The sequence below is a fragment of the Hymenobacter sp. genome (assembly GCF_036388155.1).
Taxonomy (GTDB): domain Bacteria; phylum Bacteroidota; class Bacteroidia; order Cytophagales; family Hymenobacteraceae; genus Hymenobacter.
Map to the genome: position 1 here is coordinate 1 of NZ_DASVSI010000150.1, position 19261 is coordinate 19261.

The 19261-nt window shown below is 61.0% G+C and carries 15 protein-coding genes and 1 pseudogene; 7 read left to right on the forward strand and 9 right to left on the reverse strand.

Features of this window, described 5'->3' with window-relative positions; all coding sequences use genetic code 11:
* Nucleotides 1-126 precede the first annotated feature (126 nt).
* On the forward strand, nucleotides 127-879 hold the full coding sequence (gene ureG / locus VF629_RS21550; RefSeq protein WP_331060576.1) for an urease accessory protein UreG: 753 nt from the start codon (nucleotides 127-129) through the stop codon (nucleotides 877-879).
* 1 nt (nucleotide 880) lies between these two features.
* Here the strand turns inward: ureG and VF629_RS21555 are convergent, their stop codons facing one another.
* A complete protein-coding gene (locus tag VF629_RS21555; RefSeq protein ID WP_331060577.1) occupies nucleotides 881-2575 on the reverse strand; it encodes a hypothetical protein in 1695 nt (564 codons plus the stop codon).
* Between the two features lie 57 nt (nucleotides 2576-2632).
* Complete coding sequence (locus tag VF629_RS21560) at nucleotides 2633-3523, reverse strand: urease accessory protein UreD (RefSeq protein ID WP_331060578.1); 891 nt, start codon at nucleotides 3521-3523, stop codon at nucleotides 2633-2635.
* A gap of 199 nt (nucleotides 3524-3722) precedes the next feature.
* Between VF629_RS21560 and VF629_RS21565 the strand changes: the two genes are divergently transcribed.
* The 3 genes from VF629_RS21565 (at nucleotide 3723) to VF629_RS21575 (ending at nucleotide 6992) form a co-directional block, all read left to right on the forward strand.
* The gene (locus tag VF629_RS21565) at nucleotides 3723-4463 is read left to right on the forward strand and encodes a hypothetical protein (RefSeq protein WP_331060579.1); all 741 of its coding nucleotides are present in this window, start codon (nucleotides 3723-3725) and stop codon (nucleotides 4461-4463) included.
* Between the two features lie 103 nt (nucleotides 4464-4566).
* Nucleotides 4567-5055: an ankyrin repeat domain-containing protein gene (locus VF629_RS21570; RefSeq protein WP_331060580.1), complete on the forward strand. Its 489-nt coding sequence runs from the start codon at nucleotides 4567-4569 to the stop codon at nucleotides 5053-5055.
* A 1244-nt stretch (nucleotides 5056-6299) separates the two neighbouring features.
* Nucleotides 6300-6992, forward strand: coding sequence for a TonB family protein (locus VF629_RS21575; RefSeq protein ID WP_331060581.1), 693 nt, complete (start codon nucleotides 6300-6302; stop codon nucleotides 6990-6992).
* 212 nt (nucleotides 6993-7204) lie between these two features.
* Here the strand turns inward: VF629_RS21575 and VF629_RS21580 are convergent, their stop codons facing one another.
* The 7 genes and pseudogenes from VF629_RS21580 to VF629_RS21615 all read right to left on the reverse strand — a co-directional run bounded on the left by VF629_RS21580 (nucleotide 7205) and on the right by VF629_RS21615 (nucleotide 15604).
* Nucleotides 7205-8431, reverse strand: coding sequence for a right-handed parallel beta-helix repeat-containing protein (locus VF629_RS21580; RefSeq protein WP_331060582.1), 1227 nt, complete (start codon nucleotides 8429-8431; stop codon nucleotides 7205-7207).
* Between the two features lie 240 nt (nucleotides 8432-8671).
* Nucleotides 8672-9033: pseudogene (locus tag VF629_RS25835) on the reverse strand (DUF1304 domain-containing protein).
* Between the two features lie 146 nt (nucleotides 9034-9179).
* On the reverse strand, nucleotides 9180-9578 hold the full coding sequence (locus tag VF629_RS21595) for a hypothetical protein (RefSeq protein WP_331060585.1): 399 nt from the start codon (nucleotides 9576-9578) through the stop codon (nucleotides 9180-9182).
* On the reverse strand, nucleotides 9562-10863 hold the full coding sequence (locus VF629_RS21600) for an AAA family ATPase (protein ID WP_331060586.1): 1302 nt from the start codon (nucleotides 10861-10863) through the stop codon (nucleotides 9562-9564). Before VF629_RS21600 ends, VF629_RS21595 begins: the two co-directional genes overlap by 17 nt.
* A 111-nt stretch (nucleotides 10864-10974) precedes the next feature.
* Nucleotides 10975-11415, reverse strand: coding sequence for a hypothetical protein (locus VF629_RS21605; protein WP_331060587.1), 441 nt, complete (start codon nucleotides 11413-11415; stop codon nucleotides 10975-10977).
* An 89-nt stretch (nucleotides 11416-11504) separates the two neighbouring features.
* Entirely contained in the window at nucleotides 11505-13682 is a 2178-nt protein-coding gene (gene scpA / locus VF629_RS21610; protein ID WP_331060588.1) for a methylmalonyl-CoA mutase, read from the reverse strand.
* A 140-nt stretch (nucleotides 13683-13822) separates the two neighbouring features.
* Nucleotides 13823-15604 (reverse strand): methylmalonyl-CoA mutase family protein, encoded by a 1782-nt coding sequence (locus VF629_RS21615; protein WP_331060589.1) that lies wholly within the window; start codon nucleotides 15602-15604, stop codon nucleotides 13823-13825.
* Nucleotides 15605-15791: 187 nt separating this feature from the next.
* Between VF629_RS21615 and VF629_RS21620 the strand changes: the two genes are divergently transcribed.
* The 3 genes from VF629_RS21620 (at nucleotide 15792) to dnaA (ending at nucleotide 19215) form a co-directional block, all read left to right on the forward strand.
* On the forward strand, nucleotides 15792-16556 hold the full coding sequence (locus VF629_RS21620; RefSeq protein WP_331060590.1) for a 5'-nucleotidase C-terminal domain-containing protein: 765 nt from the start codon (nucleotides 15792-15794) through the stop codon (nucleotides 16554-16556).
* Nucleotides 16557-16564: 8 nt separating this feature from the next.
* Entirely contained in the window at nucleotides 16565-17503 is a 939-nt protein-coding gene (locus VF629_RS21625) for a metallophosphatase (protein ID WP_331060591.1), read from the forward strand.
* 152 nt (nucleotides 17504-17655) lie between these two features.
* Nucleotides 17656-19215 carry a chromosomal replication initiator protein DnaA gene (dnaA, locus tag VF629_RS21630; RefSeq protein WP_331060592.1) on the forward strand — a complete coding sequence of 520 codons (1560 nt, stop codon included), beginning with the start codon at nucleotides 17656-17658 and terminating at the stop codon, nucleotides 19213-19215.
* Nucleotides 19216-19261 lie beyond the last annotated feature (46 nt).

Below are 19261 nucleotides of genomic sequence, written 5' to 3' on the forward strand. Positions count from 1 at the left end.
GCATCTCGCGTGCCACCACTAATCCTTTTTCAACGATTGAATTACTACCCCACGCGAGATGCTTCACTGTGCTCTGCATGACGTTCTTAATTAATCGTTAACCACTAATCATTAACCACTATCAAAATGGCCTTTGTCGAAAAACTCGCCCTGCTCCTCCATGGCCACCAACACGAAGCTTACGAATCGCCCGGCGACTTCAACGAGCGCGAAACGCGGCGGCTGCCCAGCTACCGCAACTTTCGCAAGCGCGCCTTCACGGTGGGCATTGGCGGGCCGGTGGGCACGGGCAAAACCGCGCTGCTCAAGGCCTTGTGCGAGCGCCTGCGCCACGAGTTCGAGCTAGGCGTGGTCACCAACGACATTTTCACCCGCGAAGACGCCGAGTTTCTCATTCGCAACAGCGCACTGAGCGAAGACCGGATTGTGGGCGTGGAAACCGGGGGCTGTCCTCACGCCGCCATCCGGGAGGATATTTCGCTGAACATGGACGCCCTCGAAGGCCTCATGCAGCGCTTCGATTACGGCTTGGACTACCTCTTTGTGGAGAGCGGCGGCGACAACCTGGCCGCCCACTTCAGCCGCGAGCTGGTGGACTATTCCATCTACGTCATCGACGTGTCGGGCGGCGACAAAATCCCGCGCAAGGGCGGCCCCGGCATCACGCAGTCGGACCTGCTCATCATCAATAAAATCGACCTCAAAGACTTAATTAAAGCCGACCTCGGCGTGATGGAGCGTGACTCGCGCAAGATGCGCGGCGAGGGGCCATTCCTATTCGCTCGGGCCGTCGACGGGCACGGGCTGGAGGAAATCATCGCCCACATCAAAGCTGCCAAAGCCCGGGCCCTGGCCGCCGTGCGCGAAGACCGGCGGTAGCCTACCGGTCAATCCTAGCCAAAGCAGCGCGCAATTCATCGGCCGAGACGGGGTGAAACGGCAGGCCTTTTTCAATCTGTTCGCTCATCACGACGTCTTTGATGGCAAGGTAGGTAACGCCGCTTTCTCGTTTTATGGCGACCAAGGTGGCCGGCTCGCCTGCGGGCGCGGAGTGGAACAGCTGCAGCCGGGTGCCGGGGCGCTCGCCGTCGCTGGGTATCACGGCCCGCGCCCGCCGAAACACCAGCTGCACCCGCGTATTGGGCGCGTCGGTTTCTACGCCGTAGTAAATGCGCTGGCTGGCTAGCTGCCCCGTCCGGTCGCAGTTGGCCCAGCCCAGGCTGGTGGCGCTGAACAGGTAGCCGCTGAGTGAGTCGAGGCTGGTGGCTTGGAGCGTCCGGGCGTCGGCGCGGCGCAAGTACTGGCGGGCGCTGTCGGCCCGGAAGCTTTTTAAGTTGTCGAAGCCGTTCAGCCCGTTGGCTGTGCCGAGGCTGGGCCAGGGAAACAACACCTGCCCATCTCGGGCGAAGCCGACTTCAATTTCCCAGTTGCCAGCCATAGGCAGTTGCGGCAAGGGCTTGGCAGGGGCCACTCGCCGCTGGCGCCGAATGATGGTGAGGTAGCTGCGTGGCGTGGCGGCGGCGGGCCGCGCGCGAACCGGGCCGGTCAAGGTGGCCGGCCGGAAGGGAGGCAGCTGCCGCCCGGCGCTGCACAGCTGCTCCCGCAACACGGAGTCCTGAATGCCGACGGCCGTAGCGTTGACGACCGTGCCCCGACGGTCGACGGCCACCTCCAGCCGGCCGTACTCCACCAGCCGCCTGCCCACGAAGCGGCTGGCTTGCCGCAGGGCTTTGCGCTGTGGCAGTGTTTGGGCGGCCCGGAGGCGTTGGGCGGTGCTGGCAGAGAAGGCCAGCCGCTGCCGCAGGAAAGCCCGCAGCTGAGCTTCAGTGCCGCGTACCTGGGGCCCTTCCGGCTCAAACGCTTGTGGCTTCAGGGCCGGCCGGGGCCGTTGCCAGTCCAGTTTGCGCCCGGGCATGGGCACCCCCGCGTATAGCTGCATGCCTGCTTTGGGATGCGCGGCCGGTATCTGCACCAGCAGCTCCGCGCCGGGCCGGAGGTTGCAGGGCTTGCCATTGGCCGAAACCGCCGCCAGGTGCAGCATCCCGCCGGTTTCGAGCAGGCCGTCCTGGCTGGAATTGGTGGAAAGGTTGTTGAGCAGAATGTCGGGCAGCGAATAAAATTCCTTGAGCTGCAGCTCCACGGGGCCCGTCGGGGTGGGAGCACCCAGGGCGGCTTCCACAAAAGCCTGGGCCGGCACCCAAATGGTGGTGCCTTCGGTGCCGTAAAGCACCGTGTCGCGGCCGGGCCGCAGCCAGAAGCGTTGCGCAATCTTGGCCGCCCCAATGGCAACGGTGTCGGTTTCGGCGGGTTCCGGCGCAGGCGCGGCATCGGCGTACGTGGTGGGCCGGGGTGCCGGGGCGCGGAGTGGTTGGGACCGGGGAAGGGGTGGTAAGGCGAGGCGCCCTAGGTGGTCGGGGGCAATGGCTGCTACCACCGCGGTAGGGGCGGCGGGGGCCGGAGGCGCAACGGGCTGTGGGCGCTGGCGGCCCGCCTGGGGTGGCGAGGCATGCTGGGCATCAGGGCTGGCGCAGGCTGCCAGGCACACGCTCACAACAAGATTGTAGAAGAAGCGCATAGGCGTCGGGTCCGGGCTGTGAAATCCGGATGACAGCCGAACGCAAAATGCGCCTATCTAGTATTTGCGCTTCAAGGGGTTATAGCCCAACAGCTCTTCGTGGCCCAGCGCTTCCAAAAGCTGGTCGCACAGGGGCTGCAGCTCCAGGCGGCTGCGTGCGGCGGCCCGCAACACCCACACGTTCTCCCGCGCTTTGGCCACCGAAACCACGTACGGCTGGCTGCTGATGCGAAAATGCGGCCCGGTGCTGCCCGGCATCTTTTGCCGCTCCAGCACCTCGGCCAAGTGGCGAAACCGCGCATCATTGGGGCTGCCCACCAGGAAGGCCGAGAAGAAGGTTTGGTAGTCGGCAAAATTGGCGGGCGAGGTGGCGATGTGCTCTTCCGGCGCAAAGGCAAACCGGTCCAGCACCAGCAGCCGGCCAGCCACGCGCACCCGCAGCTCCGAATGCAGCGCCGTAAAGGCAAACCGCTCCCCCTGGTCCATGCGGCCGGAATGAAACCAATCGACCAGGAGCAGGAGGGAGGTGGGGTGCAGCTGCCATTCCTGCAACTGGCGGTAGCGGCTTTCGGCCTGCAGCACCACCGGGTCGGGAAAGACTACGGCCAGGGCCTGCTCGCCCAACTCGCCCACGGTGTGCTGCTCGGCTTGGCTGCCGTCAATCGAGCGAAAAATCTTCGTGCTGGCCTGCGTGCTCACCACGGTGCGCGTGTGCGCGTGGCCACGAATGCGCAGCCGAATGACGTCGCCGGCCACCATGCCCCCGCCGTAGCTGCTCAGCACCACGTGGCAGGCAGTCGTGGGCGCCGCCGGGTTGAATACCTTCAGCGGCTGTTGGTTGTGGCAAGTCACCAGCCGCGATTTGTCGCGCACTTGCGCTACTTCCAGCGTGCTCCAGGCGGCAGCAGGGGCGGCGGGCACGGGCAATAAAGTGGCGGGCGAAGGCATCGGGCAGTAAAGAGTAAAAGGGGCGTGGCGCGAAGTACGGCGGTGGCCGCTGCTAACCACCGGCCTAAGCCGCTCACATGGTTGGGCTGGGCGGCGGGCCCGGCTGCAATTTGCTTACGCGTTGGGCAATAGAGTCGCGCTGGGGCTCGTTTTTATGGCGGCCGGTCTGTATTTTTCGGGACACGTCCGCGTTTGGCTCATGCAGAACTACTACCGCGTTTTAGGTATCGGCCCCCTGGCCACGGCAGGCGAAATCGAGCAGGCTTATGCGCGCCAACGTGCGCGCTTCAAACGCCTCGCCGCCGCCGACCGGGTCATGAAAGCCCGCCTAGCGGACGTCGAAACCGGCTACGACATCCTGGCCCACCCCCTCCGGCGCATTGCCTACGACTTGCTGCTGGAGCAGCTGCCGCCCGCCCCGGTTAGCGCGCGCCACGACGAGCGCCTGCTCCGCTACGCCCGCGTGGCCCGGAGCTTCAACGTGGCCCTGCTGGCCTGCTGCCTGCTGCTGGCCCTCGACCTGGCCTTGCCCCAACGCCAGTTTGCCAACGAAACGGTGCGCACGCGCTTTCCCGTGTCGGTGTCTTCGTCGCTGTCTAACCCGCAAATTGCCTACCGCGTGCACACCGAGCACACGTCGTTCCGGCTGCCCAGCGCCATCGGCTACCGCGTGCGCGAGCAAGACCGCATCACGGTGTGGAAAACGCGGCTGCTGGGCGTGGTGCGCCGGGTGAGCGCGCCCAACTCGCCCGACGGCCCAGCGCCGTTTCAGCCCTATGGCGGCACCATTTACGGCACGTTTGCGCTGCTGCCCCTGCTCATGGGCGTGGTGGCCGCGGTGGGCTGCCTGCCCGGCCGCACCGTCGAAACCATCGTAAACACTGCCGTCGTGAGCGGGTTATTGGCTATCCTCACCCTGGTGGTGTTGCTCTGGTTTTAGCCCATCGGCCAAGGGGAGGCAACGCACGAGCTGTCGCCGGGCCAACGCTAGCGGCGCAGCGCTCGTACTTTTCGACTCTCCATCTTCCCGCTGATTAGAATACATGGATTTCACTTCCTCCCGCCCCGAAGACCTCCTCTTTGACGCCGCCCGCCGCGGCGACGTGTCGACCCTGCACGAAATCCTGGCCTCCGGGCTCGACGTGAACACGCCCAACTCTAAAGGGTTCACCGCCCTCATCCTGGCAGCGTACGACGACCACTACGACGCCACTAAGTTCCTGCTGAACGCCGGCGCCGACCCCAACGTGCAAGACGTAACCGGCAACAGCGCCCTGATGGGCGTCAGCTTCAAAGGCTATTCCGACGTGGCCCGCCTGCTCATCGACCGCGGCGCCGACCTCAACCTGCAGAACGGCAACGGCGGCACGGCCCTCATGTTTGCCACGCTCTTCGGGCGCAACGAGATGGTGCGCATCCTGGTAGAAGCCGGGGCCGACAAGGACATCAAGGACGCGCGCGGCCTCACCGCGCTGCACCTGGCCGGCCAGCAGGGCAACGAGGAAGCCTGGGCCGTGTTGGGCGGAGAATAGCAAGGCCCGCCGGCTTGGGTAATGCGCGGGTGCTGCCCAAGCTGGGGGCCCAATAGTCAGTGGCAAAGCGAAGCACGCGCTTGCGCATTGCGGCGGTCGTCAGCAACACCCTGGGTACAAGATTCAATAGCAACAATTGCCTGTGGGTGAGCAGTGTGTCCAGGTAGTTTGCCTGGATAGGGTTTTTCAGCACCTTCTGCAAGGGCCTGCTTTAGGTTGCAAAGGACTTAAATAACCGCATGAATAAGGCCGTCATGCCGAGCGAAGCGTCTGGCATGAAGCACTGACTCAAGCGTCTGGCATGCTGAGCGGAGCGAAGTATCTTCTCACCTAAGCACGAGTCGTATGGACCTGAGAAGATGCTTCGCTCCGCTCAGCGTGACAGAAGGCGCGGGCGAGGTGGTTTGCCACGCTCGGCATGAAGCTCAGAAGAGTCGATTGTTTCTGAATGGGTGCGTAGGCGACTGCCTTTTGTGACGCATGAATGATTATCGCCCCGCAACACATTCGGGCAGAGGCAGCGATAAAGAGTAGTGGCTTGCGTAGGCTCGCGGACTACGGCAAGTAGAATAATTACGGGTTAGCTGACCGCGCGAGTCGGAAACAGTTGGCCGCTATTCACAGGCGGCAGTATGGCATAAATCGAAGTAGTGGGAAGGAACATTTTTTTTTAGGTTGCTACGGGCTGTCCTAAGTGCGTGTCCTTGGCCATTACCCGGTAGCCCAAGCCGTCTGCTTTGTACATAGTGTACTGGGAAGAGCTATTTATGTGCTCAATGAGCCGTAAGGCAGTGTATGGGGCTTTCTGCTATCCAATCCAGCAGTTAAGCTTTCTTTACCTGAATCATTCTTAGCGATGAAATCACGGCCTTTTTAGAGAAAAAATACAATATTATAGATGTCATTTACAAAACGAAAAAAATGTTTTTATTTTAAGAATATAAAATTTGCAATGATGGAGAAGAATATGCTTTCTTTGCATCGTTAAGTTTTACTAGACAGAGAAATAGAAGTTATCAGTAGCTATCCGTCCGTTATCATTAGTGGCTTAGATTAGACGTATTAGTAGAAATAAATAGGGTAGAACACTGGCTTTTAAAGGTGATTCTACTGGGCATATAACTATTCTATACCGGTGTGCCCCCGACTATAAAGTCGGGGGCATTTCCCATACCACTCCCTCAATCGATTGTTGGCGCTTCCGGCGCTTTTCTTTCTTGCTTATCCACTCAAACCCGCCCGCTATGTTATTCATTTCTACAGTATTGTTGCTCAGCCAAACCTGGGCCGCCGGTTCGCAACTGGAAACAGGCCCTCCTTTGCCCGTAGTTGCCCATGCTGTTGCCGCGCCCACAGTGGCCGGCCGGGTAGTAACCGAGTCGGATGTGCCGCTGCCAGGCGTGGTGGTGACGGTGCAAGGCACGCCCCACGTGACCAGCACCAACGCCGACGGCGACTTTCTGCTGCCCCTGGCCGACGTAAAAACGGTGCTGGTGTTCAAGTGCCAGGGCTACCGCGACCAAACGTTGACCGTATCGGCCAGCACGCCCCTCACCGTCAAAATGTACTCGGCGGGCGTCGCGGTTCCGGTTGGTGGGGTACCCATCAAGTCGGAGGCGCTGAACTACTCGGAAGTGCTGCCCTCCTTTCCCGGAGGCGAAAAGGCTTTCCGCACCTTCGTGGGCCAAAATGCCCGTTTTCCCGAAGCGGCGCTGGCCAAAGGCATTTCAGGCACCGTCTACGTGGGTTTCATCGTCGACGAGCAGGGCCGCATCACCGACGCCGAAGTGGTGAAGTCGGCCGGCAATGGTTTCGACGAAGAAGCCCTGCGCATCATACGGCTCATGCCGTGGTGGAACCCCGGGCAGGTGGCCGGCAAGCCGGTGCGGGTGTCGCGCGTGTTGCCCATCCCGTTTGTCATCCGGGAGAGGCCGTAATCATCACTGCCGTTTCATGAAAAAGGCCAGGAGACGGAAGTTTCCTGGCCTTTTTGTTATGCTATTTTGGGTGGCAGGCTCTAGGTGCCGGCCCTGTTGTGGGACCGCCGGCGTCACGTACCTGCACCCTCCTGCACGCCAGCCCTACACAAACAAGCCCCGACCAACCGGCCAGGGCTTGCAATTGGGCTTGTATTTATGGTGCAAACCCGCTACAGGGTGTTGCCAGTGGCCACGGTGCCCGGTCCCTGGTAAAACAGCGAGGTCCCGTTGCCGGTCAGGATGTTGTTGAGAATGCGGTTGTTGTTGGTGCGGGGCGTGGTTTCGCGCACGCCGTAGGTGCAGCCCGATACCTGCAGGCTCTGCACGGTGTTTTGCTGAGAGGGAATAAACTCGGTAGTAGAGCGCGAGGTGATGCGCACGCCCTCGGCCCCGCAGTTGGAGATGGTGCCGTCTTTCACGTTGATGGACTGGCTGTCTTCGATGAGGATGCCGTGGCTGCTCGACCCGATGATGTCGACGTAGTTGACGGTAACGCCGTTGGAGCCCGACACGCTGAAGAAGCCGCGCCCGCACTCCCGGGCCGTCACCCGGTTCACGGTGATGTTGGGGCCGCAGCTGTTGGCCACCCGGAAGGCCGCGTAGCCGCCGCCGTAGTTGGCGCGGGTGGCATTCACGGTGCCCACGGTGCCGTTTTTGGACTTGTTGAGCAGCAGGCCGCAGGCGCCGGTGCTGTTGGTGGTGACCGTGCCGATGGTGAAGCCGTCGACGCCGTAGGTTTCCACGGCGTTGTCGGTGGTGCCGGTCACGTTGGCGTTGTCCAGGTTCAGGTTGCGCGACCAGTCGCCCTTGCTGTCATCGACGCGGATGCCCAGGCGGCCGCCGTTGCTGAAGTTCATGGTGATTTGCGACAGCACCATGTTGGTGCAGCTTTTCAGCCAGATGCCGTAGCGCGGGTTGCCGGTCACGCGCAGGTTGCGAATCTCAATGTCGGTGCGGCGCTCGCCCTGGATGGGCACGATGAGCGGCTCGCCGCTGTCGTTCACGTTCATGGTGGTGCCGTTGAAATTCAGGATGGTGTAGCTCGGGATGTTCACCGCTTTGATGACGCCGGCGTCGGGCCCGGTGTCGCCGGAGTTGCGGATGTTCACGGTCTCCTTGGTGGTGCGGCCGGCGGTGAGGTTGTTGGCGGCGGTCTGGATGGCCGTTATCATGTCGGGGCCGGTGTAGCGGGTCACGCCGTTCACCTTGGCCGTCCAGGTGGAGTTGTATTTGGTGACTTCGCCGGTGGCCAGCACAGCATCGGCCGTTTGGCTGGTGGCCTGCACGGTGGCGGGCGTCACGTTGTCTTTGGAGGCGCAGCCGGGGGTAGCGAGCAGGGCCAGGCAGGTGGCGCCAACGGCCAGGGGCCGGGCAACGGTAAGCATGTTTTTCAGCATTACTTGGTGGGTTTTGAATGGGTTGGAATTGGACTGTGATGTCCAGCCTCCCCACGCCCTCCAAGCGTTGGTTAGGTACCATTCCCCGCGGCGCGGGAGACGTGGTCAGCGGGTTCATCGGCAGCAAGTTGCCGCCTTCCTGAGGCCCTCCTGTCCTGTACCTGCATGTTACTAACTCGATATTAATTTGGATAGGGCTACCGGCGCGGCCGCCACCCACGCGCTGCCCTCGGTCCGGCCTCAGGCGAGCAGCAGCGCCGCCAGGGCCAGCAGCGCGGGCACGGTTTGCACCAGCAGGATGCGTCCGCCCGCCGTTAGGGAGCCGTAGATGCCCGCCACCGCCACGCAGCCCAGAAAAAACGACGCCACGTTGCGGTGCCACTCGGGGTTGGTAATCAACAGGGCCCACACCAGCCCCGCCGCCAGAAAGCCGTTGTACAGCCCCTGGTTAGCGGCCAGCACCTTGGTGGGCTCGAACGCTCCGGCCGCAGCGAGCGAAACGTTTTGGGCCCGCGCGTGGTCCAGGCAAACATTTCGAGCCACAGGATGTACAGGTGGATGGCGGCCACGAGGCCGATGAGTACTTGGCTGAGCAGTTGCATGGCGGAAATATAGCGGTTTTACCATGCCAACTTACGGGTTATTCCTTCTGACGCCGTGCTTAATGCCAACTGGATGTTTCTGAGGGGCTTCGGGCACACAAAAGGCCCTGCCGGTGGGGCGGGCCTGGTGTTAGGAGGGGATGCTATTATATCGAGTGGGTGTAGGGGCTCTTGCGTACCTCCAATAGATAGCCGGTCTGTTTTAAAAAACGGCCTTTCATCTGCTGAATCTTGGTAGCAGGTAGGGGGCAGTGATGGTGGATGATAAAAAACAACTTGGCTGCAATGGCCACCTTTAGATTGAATAATGTGCTCTTCAACTGCTCAACGGCATGTTCAACGTCACTCCCTTTCAACTCTACATACAACGCCTGAGTAGATAGTATCACCACATAGTCACATTGCGGGACGGATGCCGACAGGTGCTCGTCTACTTTGATGAGATTTACTGCTACAGCGGAAGGGTAGACCAGAATAAATTTACTACGCTCCTCTTCTAATACCAGCCGCAGGATAGCCCGCACCGTCTTAGCTGGCTTTTTCATTCGCAGCAGCTTGAGCTTCTAGTTGCAATAGCTTGTCGAACTGCTGCGAAATCCTTTCGGATACTTCATCCAGTTTATCGGCTACTATCAAGCCGTCTTCGGCGGAGATGATGGAGCGGGCTTTGCCATCTGCTAAAGCGTAGACGCGAAAATCATCTAGGGCCAGTTGTTGGTTTTTCGGTACGATGCGGTAGAGGGCTTTTAATTGTTGAGGAGAGTTTTTGAACTGCTCGGCCAACTGATGAGCCCGGATAAGATTATTGAATGTTGAAAGTAGATAAGGGCTGTGCGTGGTAATGGTTAGCCGTGAGGAAAAATCGACTAGACTTAAGTTAAATACGCTAGCCATGAGCCGCACTATGGCCCATTGTGAATCAGGATAAAGGTGAGCCTCGGGTTCTTCCACATACAGTGCATGAGCGACGGATTTTTGGTCACTCAAAAAGCTAAGGAGAAAAAGTATCAATGGGAATGCTTCTTGTTGACCGGAAGAGGCATGGGTCAATGAAATTTGTCTTCCATCAGTTAACATCAGCAAGTCATCGTCTTGCCGTGTCACGAGTTGACCTTTTAGTATATATTCCACCAAAGGGGCTAAACTCTTTAGGTGGGATTCGTCAGGCGAAGGTTGTGTATTACGAGCAAACTCGTACGCCCTCAGAAAGTCCCGTAAAAGCGGGTCTGTGACTGGTGTAGTAGATAGAAAGGTAAGAAGGGTACCCTTGAGAGCGGAAAAAATAGAGCGCCCCGCAATAACAAAATCTTGGTCTAGGAATGGTGGAGAGCCCATCACATCCCAGATTTTATACATCCACTCGTCTATTAACCTGGTCTTGTCAATTTCCGCTTGTTTGATTATGGGCCTGCTGGCTCGTTTGGGAGAGGCAACAGTATACTTCTCTTCAAGCAACCTAAGTTGAGTTCGTAGTTCTGCGGCGAGATTTTGTATAACAGTGGAGTAAATCAGCCGAAGTCGTTTTTTTTCCTGTTTAATTTCTGCGAACGCTTCACCTATTTCATAACGTACAGAGAAGTCAACCGTAGTCTGCCACAGATTCGGGAAATATTCCTTAAAGCCTTCCAAGTATAACGCATCCATACTACGCTTGTCTGGGCCTACTTCTCCCCCAAATGTTAAATCAGAGAAAAAGGAACGGAACCAGTACAAGCATCGAGCACACACACTTTTACCGCTAGCCTGTGGGCCAATAAAAATTGTGATTTCACCCACATCTAGCTCTACGTTGAGCCCGGCAAAATTTCGGATGATGAGACGTTCCTGCATAATTAATGACAAAGAAAGCAGTTTACTCCCCCAGCTTCTTTAAAATTCCGGTGCTGCTGTGACGATGACCGTTCCGGACCATACACGCCGGCCACCCAAAGCTAGCGCTCATTAAGCCGAAACGTTGGCGGCACTCGCTGCTCCTGTTCCAGCGCAAGAACGAAGGGCATGAGAAGCGAGGATTAAGCCACCGGCGTAATATCGAAGGTTGCCAATCCCGCAACTGAAAAGGGGAGGCGTGTGGGTGACGATGGCGGCTATTTCGAGCGGTAATGCCCCGGCCCGCAGCGGCCGGGGCGGCCGGGCCACCAAGCAATAGATACCGGAGTAGTGGTTGTCGTCTACTCTATCGAAAGCGAACAAGCCACGCCTGACGTACTCCAAATAGCTGCTCAAGTCTCCTTCCGGGGTGGCAGCGGTGAAGGTTGCCTTGATTTCCTCGTCGGTTGAAAGCTCCGGCAAGGCGTTGAGATAATCGTTGAGGACGTCCAGGTTTTCTCGGGAGGCCACCACCGAAGCCGGCAGCTTGCCGCCCCACGAGCTTAACTGCATGAGGTAGCCGTCGGCGTCCACCGCGAACCAGTCGAAGTCATACGCGCCTGCTGGTCGTCGTCAGAAATGCGCATACCCATCTGGTTTGACTACTCCCCTAGCTTCCCCAGAATCTCCAGCGCCGCCGTGGCAATCACCGTACCCGGCCCATACACCCCGGCCACGCCAGCATTGTAGAGGAACTTGTAATCCTGGGCCGGAATCACGCCGCCGGCGATGACCAGAATGTCCTCCCGGCCCAGCTCCTTCAGCTCCGTGAGCAGCTGGGGGAGTAGGGTTTTGTGGCCGGCGGCGAGGCTGCTCACGCCCACCACGTGCACGTCGTTGTCGGCGGCTTGGCGGGCCACTTCGGCGGGGGTTTGGAAGAGGGGAGCAATGTCGACGTCGAAGCCTACATCGGCGAAGCTCGTGGCGATGATTTTGGCGCCGCGGTCGTGGCCATCCTGGCCCATTTTGGCCACCAGCATGCGGGGGCGGCGGCCTTCGCGGGCGGCAAAGGCATCGGCGGCGGCGCGGGCTTGTTCGAAGGCTTCGTTGTGCGACATCTCTTGGGAGTACACGCCGGCCACGGTGCGCGTGGTGGCCTGGTGCCGGCCGTACATGGCTTCGAGGGCGTCGGATATTTCGCCCAGGGTGGCGCGGGCGCGGGCGGCGTTCACGGCCAGAGCCAGTAAGTTGGTAGTTGGTAGTTGTTCGTTGTCAGTTGTTAGTTTCGATTTGGTCAATTCTTCGACTCTAACTCCGGCCGCCTCAGTGAGGGCCGCCAGAGCCACTTTCACCGCCACGTTATCGCGGGTAGCACGAATGTTCTTGAGCCGGGCGATTTGGCTCTCGCGCACCGCGTCGTTGTCAATGTCGAGCACCTCGACCTCGGTTTTCTCGGTGGTCTGGTACTTGTTCACGCCCACGATGATTTCCTTGCCCGAGTCGATGCGCGCCTGCTTGCGGGCGGCAGCTTCTTCGATGCGCAGCTTGGGCAGGCCGGTTTCGATGGCCTTGGCCATGCCGCCCAGCGCTTCCACTTCCTGAATGAGGGCCCAGGCCTTGTCGGCCAGCTCGTGGGTGAGGGTTTCCACGTAATAGCTGCCGCCCCAGGGGTCCACCACTTTGGTGATGTCGGTTTCGTGCTGGAGGTAGAGCTGGGTGTTGCGGGCAATGCGCGCCGAGAAGTCGGTGGGCAGGGCAATGGCCTCGTCGAGGGCATTGGTATGCAGGCTTTGGGTGCCGCCCAGGGCCGCGGCCAGCGCCTCGATGGTGGTGCGGGCCACGTTGTTGTAGGGGTCCTGCTCGGTGAGGGAGTAGCCCGAGGTCTGGCAGTGCGTGCGCAGGGCCAGGCTCTTGGGGTTGGTGGGGCTGAACTGCTGCATGAGCTTGGCCCAGAGCAGGCGCCCGGCCCGCAGCTTGGCAATCTCCATAAAGTGGTTCATGCCAATGGCCCAGAAGAAGGACAGGCGCGGCGCAAACTCGTCAATCTTCATGCCCGCCGCCAGGCCGGCGCGCACGTATTCCAGGCCATCGGCCAGGGTGTAGGCCAGCTCCAGGTCGGCGGTGGCGCCGGCTTCCTGCATGTGGTAGCCCGAAATGGAAATGCTATTGAACTTGGGCATGCGGGCCGCCGTGTAGCTGAAAATGTCGGCGATGATGCGCATGCTCGGCGCGGGCGGGTAGATGTAGGTGTTGCGCACCATGAACTCCTTCAGAATGTCGTTCTGAATGGTGCCCGACAGCTTTTCCGGGCTCACGCCCTGCTCTTCGGCTGCCACGATGTAGAAGGCCAGCACCGGCAGCACGGCCCCGTTCATGGTCATCGACACCGACATTTGGTCGAGCGGAATCTGGTCGAAGAGGATTTTCATGTCCTCCACCGAGTCGATGGCCACGCCGGCCTTGCCCACGTCGCCCTGCACGCGCGGGTGGTCCGAGTCGTAGCCCCGGTGCGTGGCCAGGTCGAAGGCCACGCTCAGCCCTTTCTGCCCCCCAGCCAGGTTGCGCCGGTAAAACGCGTTGCTGGCCTCGGCCGTGGAAAACCCCGCGTATTGCCGGACGGTCCAGGGGTTCTGCACGTACATGCTGGCGTAGGGCCCGCGCAGGTAGGGCGCCTGCCCCGCCCCAAAGCCCAGGTGGTCGAGGCCCGCCACGTCGGCCGCCGTGTACACGGGCTTAATGGCAATGCCCTCGGGTGTGAGTGCAGCGGCAGTTTCTGGCGCGGCGGGGGCAGCGGGGCCAGCGGCGGCGTTGTAGGGAATCGAAGAGAAGTCGGGTTTCATGGGTGGGAATTACGACGAGGAAGGAACGTCATGCAGAGCGCAGCGCAGCATCTCGCGTGTGGGTGTAATTCAATCGTTCAACGTCATTGATTAGCGGTGGCACGCGAGATGCTTCGCAGCGCGCTGCATGACGTTCTCTATCACCGCCCTTGCAGGCGGGCCAATACTTCCTCGGTGGTGTAGCCCTGCACCTTCATTTCGTGGAAGCCAAACACGCGCACGGCCTCGTGCAGCGTGGCCATGTCGGAGCTGAGCAAAGCCGGTGGAATGAAGTGCTGCTTCTCGGTCGGAATCTGGTAGATGAAGCGAGCAAACTTCTGGAACTGCTCTGGCGTGGCATACATTAGAGTTGCTTCCTCGGGCGTGGAGTACAGCAGCGAGAGCGTGCCCGGCGGGTGGCTGGCCGCAATTTCGGGCCGCTCGTGCGGCTGCAGCATCTGCACAAAGGTTTCCAGGATGACTTGGTTGGTGTTGGTGCCCAGCAGCACTACGGCCGCGCGCTTGCTTTTCTTTTCGCGGCGCTCAAAATGCAGGGCCGTGGCCAGGCGCAGCACCTCGGTGGGATACGCGGCGCGGGTCACGTCGAATTCAGCCGAGCGCAGCAGTTTTTTGGGGTGGAAGCTGAACTGCTCGTTCGGGTTCTGGAAGCGGTTGGTGCCCACCACCACTTGCTGGCCGCTGGCAATGCGTCGAAAAGTCTCGGTGGCCACCGCCTTGATTTCGTCCAGCATCTGGCCGCGCACGCGGGGCAGCCCCCCGGCCGCCTCCATGCGCTGAAACACCACCCAGGCTTCCTGGGCCAGCTGGTCGGTGAGCGTCTCCACGAAGTAAGACCCGGCGGCGGGGTCCTGCACCCGGCCCAGTCCCGATTCTTCGCGCAGCAGCACCGACAGGTTCCGCGCCAAGCGACTGGAAAATTCGTTGGCGTCCGCAAACAGGTTATCGAAAGGCGCCACCGACAGCGAGTCGGCGCCGCCCAGCACGGCGCTCATGGCCTCGGTGGTGTGGCGCAGCAGGTTGGTGTGCGGGTCGAGGGTGGTCTGCGTCCAGGTGGCCGTGGTGGCATGAATGCGCAGTCCCGCGTTCAGCGTGGCGGGCAGCCCAAAGGCGTGCAGCAGCGTGGCCCACAGCCGGCGCAGGGCCCGCAGCTTGGCTATTTCCAGAAAGTAGCTGGGCATAACCGCCACGTGCACGTGCAGCGCCGCCGCCACTTGGGCCGTGCTGATTTCTTCGTTGGGCAGCTCTGCCAGCAGGGCGGCGGCGGTGTTTAGGCTGAAGGCAATTTGCTGCGTGGCCGTGGCGCCGCGGTTGCCAAAAAAAGCGCCGTTCACGGCCAGGGTCCGAAATTCGGGCATACCCGAACACAGCTTCACGCAGCGGCGCAGCACCGGGCGATGGTCGGCTAGCTCGCCACCCTCGGGCGCCTGCCCCGGCACAAAGCGCAAAAAGCCGCGAAGGGCGGTGCCCGGGGCCGCGTCTACGAGCTGGCTCAGCAGCAGGTCGGGGTCGGTGGGAGTGGTGTAGCCGATGAAGGCCTTCGCGAGCGGCAACTGCTCGACCAGGTAATGCACGGCAAAGGCCGAGGCATCGGTCAGCACAAAGTGGATGCCATCGGCCCCGCGGGCCAAAGCCTCCCGGGCCTGGTCAATTTGCGCGCGTCCGTCGCCGGCCGGAACGTTCAAGGAAGGCACGTTCAGCCACGGCGACACGGGGTGGGGCAGGGGGGCAGGCGCCCCGCCGAGCGCGGCCAGGGCTTCGCGGTGGTAGAAGGGCTCCACGCTAAAGCCGTCGGGCAGGGGCCAGCGCAGCGTGGCCGGGTCCTGGCCCTTCAGGTCGCGGGCCAGGCGGGCTTGCCATTCGGCGGTGGTCACGGCCGGGAACTCAGCAAAAGAAACGGGCGTGGTAACCGGGGTGTCGGACATATCTCTCTGAAAACTCTTGTTCTGCTGCGACGCGCCCGCGCAGCGGGCCTGCCTGTAAACGGGCCGAAAGATACCGCCTGCACCCCGAAGGCCCTTGCACAGCTTTTGCAGGTCTTAGGCAAGGCCAGCAACGTAGATTTGCGCTGGCAACTTCCGTTGCTTTCGTTTCTCGCCTGTTTTTCGTTACATGCAGCCCCTTTCTTCTCGCTTCTTCCTGGCGCCTGTTTTGGCACTGGCCCTGCTGGCCGGCTGTCAGCGCGCGGCCTATGCGCCCACGGCCCGTTTTGCGCCTGTAACTAGCCAGCCCGTGGGCAAAACCCAGGCCGAGGACCCGGCCATGGCCGCCATCATAGCCCCGTACCACGACAAAGTGACCAGTCAAATGGCCGAGGTGCTGGGCACAGCCCCGGCGCCGCTGGTCAAAAGCCCCGGCGAGTCGCCGCTGGCCAACTTCGTGGCCGACTTGCAGCGGGAACGCGCCAGCCAGGTGCTGGGCGAGCCCGTGCCCCTGGGTGTGATGACCAACGGGGGCTTGCGCGCCAGTTTTGCGGCCGGGCCCGTCACCTTGGGGTCGGTGTTTGAATTGATGCCTTTCGAAAACGAGCTAGTGGTGCTCGACGCGCCGGGCCCGGTGGTGCAGCAGCTGTTTGACTACGCGGCCCGCTCGAAGATGGCCGTATCGGGCGCTACCTACGCCGTCACGTTCGACGGCCTGCCCAAGGACATTCGCATTGGCAGCCAGCTGTTCGACGTCAACCAAGACCGAACCTGGCCCATTGCCATCTCTGATTACCTGGCCTCGGGCGGCGACAACATGGTTTTCTTTAAGGCGCTCCCGCCCCGGCACACCAACGTGCTGCTACGCACCGCCATCGCCGACCACATTCGCAGCCTCACCAAAGCCGGCAAACCCGTAACGGCCCGGGTGGAAGGCCGTGTCAAGGCCAACTAATTTTTTCTATGCAACGCCGCGAATTCCTCCGCAACTCCCTGCTCGGCACTGCCGGCCTCACCGTGTTGGGTGGGCTGGGCGCTACTGCCGAAGCCGCTCCCGCCGCCAAAGGCCCCATCAAGCTCACCATTCTGCACACCAACGACATGCATTCGCGCATCGAGCCCTTTCCCGACAACGGCGGGCAGTGGGCCGGGTTGGGCGGCATGGCCCGGCGGGCGGCACTCATCAAAGACATTCGCGCCAAAGAAGCCAACGTGCTGCTGCTCGATTCGGGCGACATTTTCCAGGGCACGCCCTACTTCAACTTCTTCGGCGGCGAGTTGGAATACAAGCTCATGAGCCAGATGGGTTACGACGCCAGCACCCTTGGCAACCACGACTTCGACAACGGCCTCGACGGGCTTCAGCGCCAGTTGCCCAACGCCACGTTCCCCTTCCTCGTCGCCAACTACGACTTTTCCAAAACGGCCTTGGCTGGCCGGTTTGCTCCTTACAAGGTGTTTGAGAAGCAGGGGGTTCGCATCGGAGTTTTTGGGTTGGGCATTGAATTAGCGGGGCTGGTGGGCGACAAAAACTTTGGCCAAACCGTGTACCTCGACCCCGTGGCCAAGGCCAAAGAACTGGTTGCCCAGCTGCGCGGCGCCGAGAAGTGCGACCTGGTCATCTGCCTGTCGCACCTGGGCTACAAGTACGAAAGTGCCAAAGTCGACGACCGCAAGCTGGCGGCCCAAGTGGCGGGCATCGACCTGATACTGGGCGGCCACACGCACACGTTCATGGACGCGCCCGAGCCCATTGCGGGCCCCGGTGGCCACTCCACGCTGATAAACCAAGTGGGCTGGTCGGGTATAAATTTAGGAAGGTTGGACTATGAATTTTCGGCGAAAACAAAACGCGCTGGTTTAGCTAGTGCCGCTGTTGTGCCGGTTCGGTCAGCCTGTTAAAAGCGCGACATAAACAAGCCTTTTGCGGCTTTTTTAAGTGCGGAGTTTTCCACAATTTTGTCCCCCTCTAAAAAATAATGGTACCGTTCAGGTGCTGATTTCGTCACTGCTTTCGTTGCCGGTTAGGTACCGGTTAATGCCTAATTGTTCTCATGCTCAAAGATTTTCGCACGGTTTGGGCTGGCTGCCTTCGCAGCATCTCGGCGGAAATCGGGGAGCAGAGTTTCAGAACCTGGTTTCAACCCATCGTTCCGGTTGAGCTAAAAGGCAACGTGCTGACCATTCAGGTGCCCAGCGCGTATTTCTACGATTGGCTGGAGGAGCACTACGTGGACGAGCTGCGCCGGGCGCTGTTCCGGGAACTGGGCCCCGAAGGCCGCCTGGAATACAGCGTGGTGGTGGACCAAGGCAACGAGCAAGCGCCCCCGCGTGCCCTGCACCTGCCTCCGCCCCGCAAAACAGCCGCCCCCGACCCGCGCGATGCGCCCCAAACCCCGCCGCCCGCACCCGGTGGCAACCCGCTGGCGGGCAGTGCGCGCGCGGCCTCGGCGCGCTACGTCAATTCTGGCGCGGTGCGCACCACGCCGCGCGGCAACTTTGGCAGCAACAACCTGGCGGGCGCCGAAACGCTGGCCCCGCCCCGCAACCCCTTCGACACGGCCCGTCCCATGGACGGCAACCTCGTGCCGTCGCAGCTCAACGGTTCGTACACGTTCGACAACTATATCGAAGGCGACTGCAACCGGCTGGCGCGCTCGGCGGGCTTGGCCGTGGCCAATAAGCCCGGCACCACCAGCTTCAACCCCCTCATGGTGTACGGCGGCGTGGGCCTGGGCAAAACGCACTTGGTGCAGGCCATTGGCAACCACATCAAGGCCACGGCGCCGGAGCGGTTTGTGCTCTACGTGTCGGCGGAGAAGTTCACCAACCAGTTCATCGACAGCGTGCAGCGCGCCCAGGTGCAGGACTTTGCCAACTTCTACCTGCAAGTCGATGCCCTGATTCTGGACGACGTGCAGTTCCTGGCCAACAAAGGCAAAACCCAGGAGATGTTCTTTCACATCTTCAACCACTTGCATCAGTCCGGCAAGCAGATTGTGATGACGTCCGACCGTCCGCCCAAGGACCTGTTGGGCTTGGAGGACCGGCTGCTAAATCGTTTCAAGTGGGGCCTGACGGCCGACGTGCAAAGCCCGGATTTTGAGACGCGGGTGGCCATCATCCGCAACAAGATGGAGCAGGACGGCATCGACATTCCGCCGGACCACGTGGTGGACTATTTGGCCAACTCCGTGCACACCAACGTGCGCGAGCTGGAAGGCGTAATTGCGTCGCTGGTGGCCCAGAGCAGCTTGTCGCGCCGCGACATTGACCTGGAAATGGTGAAGCAAGCCCTGCGCCACATCATTGAAGAAGTGGAAGCGGAAGTAAACCTCGACTTCATTCAGAAGACGGTGGCCGCGTATTTCAACATCTCGGTGGAGCTGTTGAAGGACAAAACTCGCAAAAAAGAAGTGGTGACGGCCCGGCAAGTGGCCATGTACTTTGCCAAGCACCACACGGCCCACACCCTGAAAACCATTGGGTTCCACTTCGGCGGGCGCGACCATACTACAGTAATGCACTCGGTGCAAACGGTGTCGGACCTGGTGGATTCGGACAAGAAGTTCCGCGACCAAGTCGACGAGCTACGCAAGAAGTTCTCGAAGTAGGGCGGGCACCTAACTTCAGCCGAAGCGCGTTACATTTGGAAAAGCC

What these genes read in the sequence shown, in the direction of transcription:
- ureG (WP_331060576.1), top strand. Translation starts at nt 127, where the DNA reads ATGGCCTTTGTCGAAAAACTCGCCCTGCTCCTCCATGGCCACCAACAC.
- VF629_RS21555 (WP_331060577.1), bottom strand. Translation starts at nt 2,575, where the DNA reads ATGCGCTTCTTCTACAATCTTGTTGTGAGCGTGTGCCTGGCAGCCTGC.
- VF629_RS21560 (WP_331060578.1), bottom strand. Translation starts at nt 3,523, where the DNA reads ATGCCTTCGCCCGCCACTTTATTGCCCGTGCCCGCCGCCCCTGCTGCC.
- VF629_RS21565 (WP_331060579.1), top strand. Translation starts at nt 3,723, where the DNA reads ATGCAGAACTACTACCGCGTTTTAGGTATCGGCCCCCTGGCCACGGCA.
- VF629_RS21570 (WP_331060580.1), top strand. Translation starts at nt 4,567, where the DNA reads ATGGATTTCACTTCCTCCCGCCCCGAAGACCTCCTCTTTGACGCCGCC.
- VF629_RS21575 (WP_331060581.1), top strand. Translation starts at nt 6,300, where the DNA reads ATGTTATTCATTTCTACAGTATTGTTGCTCAGCCAAACCTGGGCCGCC.
- VF629_RS21580 (WP_331060582.1), bottom strand. Translation starts at nt 8,431, where the DNA reads ATGCTGAAAAACATGCTTACCGTTGCCCGGCCCCTGGCCGTTGGCGCC.
- VF629_RS21595 (WP_331060585.1), bottom strand. Translation starts at nt 9,578, where the DNA reads ATGAAAAAGCCAGCTAAGACGGTGCGGGCTATCCTGCGGCTGGTATTA.
- VF629_RS21600 (WP_331060586.1), bottom strand. Translation starts at nt 10,863, where the DNA reads ATGCAGGAACGTCTCATCATCCGAAATTTTGCCGGGCTCAACGTAGAG.
- VF629_RS21605 (WP_331060587.1), bottom strand. Translation starts at nt 11,415, where the DNA reads ATGCAGTTAAGCTCGTGGGGCGGCAAGCTGCCGGCTTCGGTGGTGGCC.
- scpA (WP_331060588.1), bottom strand. Translation starts at nt 13,682, where the DNA reads ATGAAACCCGACTTCTCTTCGATTCCCTACAACGCCGCCGCTGGCCCC.
- VF629_RS21615 (WP_331060589.1), bottom strand. Translation starts at nt 15,604, where the DNA reads ATGTCCGACACCCCGGTTACCACGCCCGTTTCTTTTGCTGAGTTCCCG.
- VF629_RS21620 (WP_331060590.1), top strand. Translation starts at nt 15,792, where the DNA reads ATGCAGCCCCTTTCTTCTCGCTTCTTCCTGGCGCCTGTTTTGGCACTG.
- VF629_RS21625 (WP_331060591.1), top strand. Translation starts at nt 16,565, where the DNA reads ATGCAACGCCGCGAATTCCTCCGCAACTCCCTGCTCGGCACTGCCGGC.
- dnaA (WP_331060592.1), top strand. Translation starts at nt 17,656, where the DNA reads ATGCTCAAAGATTTTCGCACGGTTTGGGCTGGCTGCCTTCGCAGCATC.